The sequence below is a fragment of the Nonomuraea harbinensis genome, from assembly GCF_019396385.1.
Lineage (GTDB): Bacteria > Actinomycetota > Actinomycetes > Streptosporangiales > Streptosporangiaceae > Nonomuraea > Nonomuraea ferruginea.
Genome location: NZ_JAHKRN010000004.1, coordinates 328,687 through 337,725, shown reverse-complemented (window position 1 = coordinate 337,725; position 9,039 = coordinate 328,687). Strand labels below are relative to the sequence as shown.

7 protein-coding genes are annotated in these 9,039 nt (G+C 70.8%); 6 read left to right on the top strand and 1 reads right to left on the bottom strand.

All coding sequences use genetic code 11. From position 1 onward, the window contains the following. Positions 1-71 precede the first annotated feature (71 nt). Entirely contained in the window at positions 72-1,958 is a 1,887-nt protein-coding gene (locus KME79_RS06560; RefSeq protein WP_219543681.1) for a Xaa-Pro dipeptidyl-peptidase, read from the bottom strand. Positions 1,959-2,235: 277 nt separating this feature from the next. Here KME79_RS06560 and KME79_RS06555 point away from each other — a divergent pair, with 277 nt between their 5' ends. The 6 genes from KME79_RS06555 to KME79_RS06530 all read left to right on the top strand — a co-directional run bounded on the left by KME79_RS06555 (position 2,236) and on the right by KME79_RS06530 (position 9,005). Beyond that, positions 2,236-3,309 (top strand): BMP family lipoprotein, encoded by a 1,074-nt coding sequence (locus KME79_RS06555; protein WP_148036934.1) that lies wholly within the window; start codon positions 2,236-2,238, stop codon positions 3,307-3,309. Between the two features lie 87 nt (positions 3,310-3,396). Next, the gene (locus tag KME79_RS06550) at positions 3,397-4,941 is read left to right on the top strand and encodes an ABC transporter ATP-binding protein (protein WP_219543680.1); all 1,545 of its coding nucleotides are present in this window, start codon (positions 3,397-3,399) and stop codon (positions 4,939-4,941) included. After that, positions 4,941-6,080 carry an ABC transporter permease gene (locus KME79_RS06545; RefSeq protein WP_219543679.1) on the top strand — a complete coding sequence of 380 codons (1,140 nt, stop codon included), beginning with the start codon at positions 4,941-4,943 and terminating at the stop codon, positions 6,078-6,080. The genes KME79_RS06550 and KME79_RS06545 overlap by 1 nt, the downstream gene beginning before the upstream one ends. Then, positions 6,077-7,339: an ABC transporter permease gene (locus KME79_RS06540; RefSeq protein WP_219543678.1), complete on the top strand. Its 1,263-nt coding sequence runs from the start codon at positions 6,077-6,079 to the stop codon at positions 7,337-7,339. The genes KME79_RS06545 and KME79_RS06540 overlap by 4 nt, the downstream gene beginning before the upstream one ends. After that, positions 7,336-7,731 (top strand): cytidine deaminase, encoded by a 396-nt coding sequence (locus tag KME79_RS06535; protein WP_148036938.1) that lies wholly within the window; start codon positions 7,336-7,338, stop codon positions 7,729-7,731. Before KME79_RS06540 ends, KME79_RS06535 begins: the two co-directional genes overlap by 4 nt. Further along, a complete protein-coding gene (locus KME79_RS06530) occupies positions 7,731-9,005 on the top strand; it encodes a thymidine phosphorylase (protein ID WP_219543677.1) in 1,275 nt (424 codons plus the stop codon). Before KME79_RS06535 ends, KME79_RS06530 begins: the two co-directional genes overlap by 1 nt. The last annotated feature ends 34 nt before the right edge of the window (positions 9,006-9,039 follow it).

The window sequence follows — 9,039 nt, the reverse complement described above, 5'->3', positions numbered from 1 at the left end:
TCACCTCGGCGCTGGCCTGACGAGACACGGTCCGGCGGCGGGAGACTCCGGTCTCCCGCCGCCGTCCCATGTCAGGAGATCCGGCCGAAGACCACCGGCAGCCGCAGCGACGAGCGGCCGGGCGACAGCGTCACCTCGGTGCCCGCCGGGTAGCGCAGGGTGTAGTCGTGGTCGGTCGAGATGATCACGACGCCGATCCTGTGCCCCTTCTTGAACAGGTAGTCCTGGGGCTGGAAGTCCCAGGTGAAGCTGTACTCCTTGCCCGCGCGGACCGGCTCCGTCCGGTCGGCCCGGTTCCGGTTGCGCACGTCCAGCCAGCCCCGGGTGACGATCTTGTACGCGGTCTCGGCCGTGCCCAGCCGGCGCAGCACCGTACAGCCGGTGTCACCCGGCACGCCCTGGCCGTAGCAGTACTCCTCGCCGGTCGACAGCAGCCTGCCGTCGGGCCGCGTGTCGGTGCCGTAGTCCACGAGCAGCGCGGTCAGGAACGGCGAGGAGCCGTTCTTCAGCGAGGCCCGCACGGTGACCTCCGGTGTGCCGGAGATCCGCACGTCCGTCGGCAGCATCCCGGTGAGGTAGGCCAGCCGGTTCGGGTCGGCGGCCGGGGCGTTCTCCACCAGCTGCTCCGCCGTGCGGGTCTTCTGGTCGACGAACGACTCGCGCGCCGAGAGCGGTCGCGGCAGCAGGCCCAGCTTCGCGTCCGAGCCCATCCACAGCCGCACCGGCGCGGTGCCCGGCAGCGGCCACGACCTGTGCTGACCCCACTGACCGGCCGCGATCTCCACGTCGGCCTGCGGCTCACGCATGATCCCGCTGTCGATCCCGTACAGCCAGTGGTCGAACCAGCCGTGCAGCTGGCGCAGCCACTCGGCGGTGCGCAGGCTGAACGGGTTCATGTGGGTGCCCTGGTGCAGCCAGATCTTGCGCGGCACCTTCCGCTCGGCCAGGGCGTACCACCACTGGGCGGCCTGCTTGGTCTTGACGTTCCAGTCGTTGAGCCCGTGCACGAGGAAGACGCTGGCCCGCACCTTGCGCACGTCGTTGAGGTAGTTGCGGTCGTCCCAGAAGTCGCTGTAGTCACCGGTGACCCGGTCCTGGGCGGCGGTCAGGTGGTCCATGACCGGGCCGCACACCTCCTGGCCGTTCTCCCTGGTGAGCACGTACTTGGCCAGCACGTCCGCGTCCTCGCCCTGGAACCCGCCGGGCGCGACCACGCCGCCGTTGGCCCGGTAGTAGTCGTACCAGGAGGAGATCGCGGCGATCGGCACGATCGTCTCCAGGCCCTTGACGCCGGTCGCGGCCACCGCGTTCGGCAGGGTCCCGTTGTACGAGACGCCGATCATGCCGACCTTGCCGGTGGACCAGGTGGCCTCGACCGGGTTGCCGGCGGCGTCGAAGGCCTTGGCGCGGCCGTTGAGCCAGTCGATGGCGGCCTTGGGCCCGGCCGTCTCGTTGCGGTCGCCGGTGGTCGGGCAGCCGGTGGCGCGGCCGCTGCCCAGGTTCTCGACCAGGGCGACGGCGTAGCCGCGGGGCACGAAGTAGTTGTCGTAGTAGGAGTCGAACGGCTCGCTCGACAGCTTGGACTGCCCCCGCAGGGTGCTGGGCAGCGGATTGCCGTGCTCGTCGACGTCCACGACGTGGTTGGCGACGTCGTTGCCGCCCGCGTAGTACGGGCTGGCCTCCATGATGACCGGGACCTTGAGTCCCTGGTCGGTCTCCTTGGGCCGCAGGATGTCGACGGCGACCCGGTCGGGGCTGCCGTCGTTGTCGCTGTCGGTGCCGGCCACCTCGACGAAGACCGTCTGTTTGATCGCGTCGGCGCGGGAGAAGACCGGTTGGGTCGCGCCTCCTTCGACCTTGACGGCGGGGGTGTCCGCCGATGCCGCGGGCGGCGCGGACGCCATGGTGAGCACCATGGCCGCGGCCAGCGGCACGGTGATTGCCTTCCAGGGGTGCATGCAGGACTCCTGAGTGGTTGCCCCGGTTGGGGGAATGCCCTGTCATGATCGATCCCCTCGGACCGGATGGCGAGGCCCAAAATTGGGCAAAGCTTCCGGACGTGGGTGAGGGCGCGGCCAGGTCACAGTCCCGCTTGAGGTCGATAACGGAGCGGTTGCGACCCTGTGTGCCGGTTTGGTATGGCCTGGTCAACCAACTATCTTCCGTGCAGGGTTGCCGTGCATTTCTTCGCGCCTGCGATGAAGTTTGACGGCCGGGGAAATGGAAGGAGTCGCCTTGCTCAGCAAGCGATTCGGCAGGTTGGCGACCGGCACGCTGGCCGGTGCCATGCTCATGGCGGCCGCGGCTTGTGGCGGCAGCGGCAGCGGCGGGGAGACGACGGCGAGCACCGCGCCGTCCGCGGACAGCAGCAGCGCCCCCGCGGGTGGCGCGCTCAAGGTCGGTCTCGCGTTCGACATCGGCGGACGCGGCGACAAGTCGTTCAACGACGCCGCCTACGCGGGCCTGGAGAAGGCGAAGGCCGAGCTCGGCGCGGAGATCAAGGAACTCAGCCCGGCGTCCGACGGCTCCAACCGCGGCGAGCTGCTGACCCAGCTGGCCGACGCGGGCTACAACCCGATCATCGGCGTCGGCTTCGCCTACGGCGAGGACATCAAGAAGGCCGCCGAGGAATACCCGGAGATCCAGTTCGCGGTCGTCGACTCGGCCTCCAACGCCACCAACGTGACGGGCCTGCTCTTCGCCGAGGAGCAGGGCTCCTACCTGGCGGGCGTCGCGGCGGCGCTCAAGGCCGAGAGCGGCCACGTGGGCTTCGTCGGCGGTGTCGAGAACGACCTGATCAAGAAGTTCCAGGCGGGCTTCGAGGCCGGCGTGAAGTCGGTCAAGAGCGACGCCAAGATCGACGTGACGTACCTCACGCCCGACGGTGACTTCACCGGCTTCCGCGCCCCCGACAAGGGCAAGGTCGCGGCCGAGAAGATGTACCAGGACGGCGCGGAGATCGTCTACCACGCGTCCGGCGACTCCGGCCTCGGCGTGTTCCAGGCGGCGGCCGCGGCCAAGAAGAAGGCCATCGGCGTCGACTCCGACCAGCGCCAGACGGTCAAGGAGACCAACCTCCAGGAGGTCATCATGACCTCCATGCTCAAGCGCGTCGACGTGGGCGTGTTCGAGTTCGTCAAGGCCTTCCAGGGTGGCGCCAAGGGCGGCACCGACGTGATCTACGACCTCAAGGTGGACGGCGTCGGCCTGTCCACCACCGGCGGTGAGATCGACGACATCGCGGACAAGATCGAAGCCGCTCAGAAGGACATCGTCGACGGCAAGATCACGGTCCCGACCAAGCCGTGATCTGAGGAATGCCTCCCCGAGGGCCCGGCGTCCCCTGACCCGGGCCTTCGGCCTGTATCTGCCAAGGAGAGATCGAATGAGCGGCCGATGAACGCCGAGACCGTCGCCGCGGTTCCACCAGCCGTCCAGCTGGAGGGCATCACCAAGCGCTTCCCCGGTGTCGTGGCCAACCACGACGTCAGCCTCACCGTCGACGCCGGAACGGTGCACGCGATCGTGGGGGAGAACGGCGCCGGCAAGTCGACGCTGATGAAGATCCTCTACGGCATGCAGAAGCCGGACGAGGGCACGATCAGGGTCAACGGCGAAGAGGTCGCCTTCCGCACCCCGAGCGACGCCATCGCCGTCGGCATCGGCATGGTCCACCAGCACTTCATGCTCGCCGACAACTTCACGGTGCTGGAGAACATCGTGCTGGGGGCCGAGCCCGGCACGGCCGGCGTGCTCGACAAGGCCGGCGCCCGCCGCCGCATCAACGAGCTGGCCGAGCGCCACGGGCTGCGGGTGGACCCCGACCGGCTCGTGGAGGACCTGGGCGTCGGCGACCGCCAGCGGGTGGAGATCCTCAAGGTCCTCTACCGCGGCGCGCGGATCCTCATCCTGGACGAGCCGACCGCGGTGCTCGTGCCGCAGGAGGTCGACGAGCTCTTCGACAACCTGCGCGAGCTCAAGGCCGGCGGCCTCACCGTCATCTTCATCTCGCACAAGCTCGACGAGGTGCTCAGCATCGCCGACGCGATCACCGTGATCCGGCGCGGCACCACGGTCGCCGGCGTCGACCCCGCGGGCACCACCGCCCGCCAGCTCGCCGAGCTCATGGTCGGCAACGAGCTGCCCACCCCGGAGACCCGCGAGTCCACGGTGACCGACACCGTCATGCTCAAGGTGTCCGGCCTGACCCTGGAGGCGCAGGGCGGGCGGCGCCTGCTGGACGAGGTGTCGTTCGAGATCCGCAAGGGCGAGATCGTCGGCATCGCGGGCGTCGAGGGCAACGGGCAGTCCGAGCTGATCGAGGCCATCATGGGCATCCGCCAGGCGCGCGGCGGGCTCACGCTCGGCGCCGAGGACATCTCCGCCTGGCCCACGCTGCGCCGCCGTGAGGCGGGCATCGGCTACATCCCCGAGGACCGCCACCGCCAGGGCCTGCTGCTGGAGGCGTCCCTCTGGGAGAACCGGGTGCTCGGCCACCAGACCAGGCCACCGGCCCGCCGCGGGTTCTGGATCAACCGGCGCGTGTCCAGGGCCGACACCCAGCGCATCGTCGAGGCGTACGACGTCCGCACGCCCGGCGTCGACACGCTGGCCCTGGCCCTGTCGGGCGGCAACCAGCAGAAGCTCATCGTCGGCCGCGAGATGAGCGGCGAGCCGAAGGTACTCATCGCCGCCCACCCGACCAGAGGCGTCGACGTGGGCGCGCAGGCCGCCATCTGGGAGCACCTGCGCAACGCCCGCGCCGCTGGGCTGGCCGTACTGCTGATCTCGGCGGACCTCGACGAGCTGATCGGCCTGTCCGACACGTTGTACGTGATCTACCGAGGGCGGCTCGCCGCCCGGCTCGACCCGTCCGGCGTCACGCCAGAGCGGCTGGGCGGATACATGACCGGTGCCATCACCGGCACTGAGGAGGCGTGATGCCCGCGGGGCTCTTCAGGGCGCTGCTCACCGTCGCCGGCGCCGTCGCGGCCATCGTGCTGGCCATCGGCATCTCCAGTGTGGCGATCGTCGCCGTGGGCGCCAGCCCGGCGGACGCGTTCGCCGCTTTCCTGAACTTCGGCGCCACCGAGAAGGCCGTGTCGACCAGCATCGCCGACATGCTCAACCGGGCGGTGACGCTGTTCATCGCCGGGCTGGCGGTGGCCATCGGCTTCCGGATGAACCTCTTCAACATCGGCGTCGAGGGCCAGTACCGCATCGCGGCCATCTGCGCCGCGTTCGTCGGCTCGACGTTCGTCGCACCCGCGCCGATCCAGATCACGGTGATCATCATCGTGGCGGCGGCCGCCGGTGGCCTGTACGCGCTGATCCCGGCCGTGATGAAGGTGACCCGGGGGGTGAACGAGGTCATCTCCACGATCATGCTGAACTACATCGCGATCAACCTGGCCGCGTTCCTGGTCCGCGGCCCGTTCGCCGGCGAGCGGGCGGAGGGGCAGCTCACCACGAGCACGCCCGTGCTGCCCGAGTCGGCGTGGTTCCCGAATGTGAACGCGCTGCTGGAGATGTTCGGCCTGCCCGCGCCGCGCGGCGACGGCCTGTGGGGCTTCCTGATCGTGGCGATCCTGCTCGGCGTCGGGATCTGGCTGGTGCTGGAGCGCACCAGGTTCGGCTTCGAGGTCAAGGCCAGCGGCCTCAACGCGCCGGCCGCGCTCGCCTCGGGCGTCGACCCGAAGCGGATGGTCATCTCCGCGATGGTGCTCTCCGGGGCGGTCGCGGGACTGATCGGCCTGCCCGAGATCCTCGGCGACGAGCACGCGTTCGGCTCCAACTTCACCCCGGGCCTCGGCTTCCTCGGCATCGCCGTGGCCCTGCTGGGCCGCAACAAGCCCGCGGGCATCGCGGTGGCCGCGCTGCTGTTCGGCTTCCTCGACCGGGCGCAGGGGCCGCTGCAGTTCGCGGACGTGCCGCCCTCGGTCATCACGATCATGCAGGGCACCATCGTCCTCCTCGTGGTCATCGCCAACGAGATCACCAGCAGGATCGCGCTGCGGCGCGAGGAACGGCGGGCCGCCCAGGCGCTCGGCAGGAACACTCCCGTTGAGGTGGCAGCATGACCAGGACCCGCAAGTACCATCTGGCGCTCGTCGGCGTCGCCGCGGCGATCCTGCTCGTGGCGCTGATCCGCCTGATCACCGGAGCCGACGAGATCACCTCGTCCGGCACCTTCGCGGCCGCGCTCATGCTGGCGGTGCCGATCGGGCTGGCCGGGCTCGGCGGACTGTGGGCCGAGCGCGCGGGCGTGGTCAACATCGGCCTCGAAGGCATGATGGTGCTCGGCACGTGGTTCGCCGGCTGGGCCGGCTACCAGTGGGGCCCCTACGCGGCGCTCGTCGCCGGGCTGCTCGCGGGCGCGATCGGCGGCCTCATCCACGCCATCGCCACCGTCACCTTCGGCGTCGACCACATCATCAGCGGTGTGGCGATCAACCTGCTCGGTCCTGGCGTCACCCGGTTCCTGTCCGAGGTGCTCTACAAGGAGGGCAGCCCCGCCAACCAGGCGGGCGCGGGCATCACCACCTCGCCCGCGATGTCGTCCGCGGCGCCCGAGCTGAGCCTGCCGCTGCTGTCGGACGGGCCCGACTGGCTGGGCAGCCTGGAGAGCACCAGGTGGTTCCTGATCGGCGACGTGGCGGGCATCCTGCGCGGGCTCACGCACAACGTGAACGTGCTGGTCATCCTGGCCGTGCTGATGCTGCCGCTGACGTTCTTCGTGCTCTGGCACACCTCCTTCGGTCTGCGGCTGCGCTCCGCGGGCGAGAACCCGTGGGCGGCCGAGTCGCTGGGCGTCAACGTCTACCGGATCAAGTACATCGCGGTGGTCATCTCCGGCGCGTTCGCCGGGCTGGGCGGCGTGTTCCTGGTCTTCGTCAGCACGAAGTACGTCGAGGGGCAGACGGCCGGGCGCGGCTTCATCGGCCTCGCCGCGATGATCTTCGGTAACTGGCGGCCCGGCGGGCTCGCGGCCGGCGCCGCGCTCTTCGGGTACGCCGACGGCCTGCAACTGCGCAGCCAGGGGGCGATCACGTCCTTCCTGCTCCTGGGCGCGATCCTGCTGCTGATCTACCTCGGCGTCAGGGCCCGCCGGGCGGACGGGCTGTCGGCGCTGACCGTCAAGGACTACACGGCGATGGGCGCCGCCGTGGTGGGCGCGGCCGTGCTCTTCTGGCTCTGGCTGACCGTCGACCGGCTGCCGAACGAGTTCGTCTTCATCACGCCGCACGTGCTCACGCTGCTGGTGCTCCTCGTCGCGTCGCAGCGGCTGCGGATGCCCAAGGCCGACGGCGTACGCTACCGACGGGGGGAACAGCATTGAGCATCGACTGGGAGTCACTGCGCGCCGAGGCCGCGGAGGCCATGCACCACGCCTACGCTCCATACTCGAAGTTCCCGGTCGGCGCCGCCGCGCTGGTCGACGACGGGCGCGTGGTGACCGGCTGCAACGTGGAGAACGCCTCCTACGGCGTGGGGCTGTGCGCCGAGTGCGGGCTGGTGTCCGCGCTGCAGGCGTCCGGCGGCGGCCGGCTGGTGGCCTTCACCTGCGTCGACGGCCACGGTGAGCTGCTCATGCCGTGCGGGCGCTGCCGTCAGCTGCTGTGGGAGTTCGGCGGCGCCGACCTGCTGGTCGAGACCGTCGACGGGCCCAAGCGGATGGCCGAGATCCTGCCGTACGCCTTCGGCCCCGACGACCTGTCCCGGATGGCGTGATGGACGCCATCGAGGTCATCGTCGCCAAGCGCGACGGCGGCGAGCTGACGGCCGCCCAGATCGACTGGGTGATCGACGCCTACACCAAGGGCGCGGTCGCCGACGAGCAGATGGCCGCGCTGGCCATGGCGATCCTGCTCAACGGCATGAACCGGCGCGAGATCGCCGGCTGGACCGAGGCGATGATCCGTTCCGGCGAGCGCATGGACTGGTCGGCGCTCGACCGGCCGACCGCCGACAAGCACTCCACCGGCGGCGTCGGCGACAAGATCACGCTGCCGCTGGCGCCGCTGGTCGCCGCCTGCGGGGCCTACGTGCCGCAGCTCTCCGGGCGCGGCCTCGGCCACACCGGGGGCACGCTCGACAAGCTGGAGTCGATTCCCGGCTGGCGGGCCTCGCTGTCCAACGACGAGATGCTCGGCGTGCTCCGCGAGGCGGGCGCGGTGGTCTGCGCCGCCGGGTCCGGGCTCGCGCCCGCCGACAAGAAGCTGTACGCGCTCCGCGACGTCACCGGCACCGTCGAGTCCATCCCGCTCATCGCCTCGTCGATCATGTCCAAGAAGATCGCCGAAGGCACGGGCGCGCTGGTGCTCGACGTGAAGGTCGGCTCCGGGGCGTTCATGAAGACCCCGGAGCGGGCTCGCGAGCTGGCCGAGACCATGGTGGCGCTCGGCACCGACGCGGGCGTGCGCACCGTCGCGCTGCTCACCGCCATGGACCGGCCGCTGGGCCTGGCCGTGGGCAACGCCCTGGAGGTCGAGGAGTCGGTCGAGGTCCTCGCGGGCGGCGGGCCGTCCGACGTGGTGGAGCTGACCGTACGGCTCGCGCGGGAGATGCTGGAGGCGGCCGGGATCTCCGGCAAGGACCCCGCTGACGCGCTGGGCGACGGGTCGGCCATGGACGCCTGGCGGCGCATGATCGCGGCCCAGGGCGGCGACCCGGACGCGCCGCTGCCCCGGGCGGGCGAGATGATGACCGTCGAGGCGCCGGCGTCCGGGGTGCTGGCCCGGCTCGACGCCTACGCGGTGGGCCTGGCGGCCTGGCGGCTCGGCGCGGGCCGGGCGCGCAAGGAGGACCCGGTGTCGGCGGGCGCGGGCATCACCCTGCACGCCAAGCCCGGCGATCCGGTGCGCCGGGGGCAGCCGCTGATGACGCTGCACGCCGACGAGGCGGCGCGGTTCGAACGGGCGCTCGCGGCCCTGGACGGTTGTTACGAGGTGGGCGAGACCGCGGGGGAGCAGTTGCCCCTCGTGATCGGCCGCGTCACCGCGTGACGGCAGGGTGATCCGCCGCGTCGCCGTCCAGGGC

What these genes read in the sequence shown, in the direction of transcription:
- KME79_RS06560 (WP_219543681.1), bottom strand. Translation starts at nt 1,958, where the DNA reads ATGCACCCCTGGAAGGCAATCACCGTGCCGCTGGCCGCGGCCATGGTG.
- KME79_RS06550 (WP_219543680.1), top strand. Translation starts at nt 3,397, where the DNA reads ATGAACGCCGAGACCGTCGCCGCGGTTCCACCAGCCGTCCAGCTGGAG.
- KME79_RS06545 (WP_219543679.1), top strand. Translation starts at nt 4,941, where the DNA reads ATGCCCGCGGGGCTCTTCAGGGCGCTGCTCACCGTCGCCGGCGCCGTC.
- KME79_RS06540 (WP_219543678.1), top strand. Translation starts at nt 6,077, where the DNA reads ATGACCAGGACCCGCAAGTACCATCTGGCGCTCGTCGGCGTCGCCGCG.
- KME79_RS06530 (WP_219543677.1), top strand. Translation starts at nt 7,731, where the DNA reads ATGGACGCCATCGAGGTCATCGTCGCCAAGCGCGACGGCGGCGAGCTG.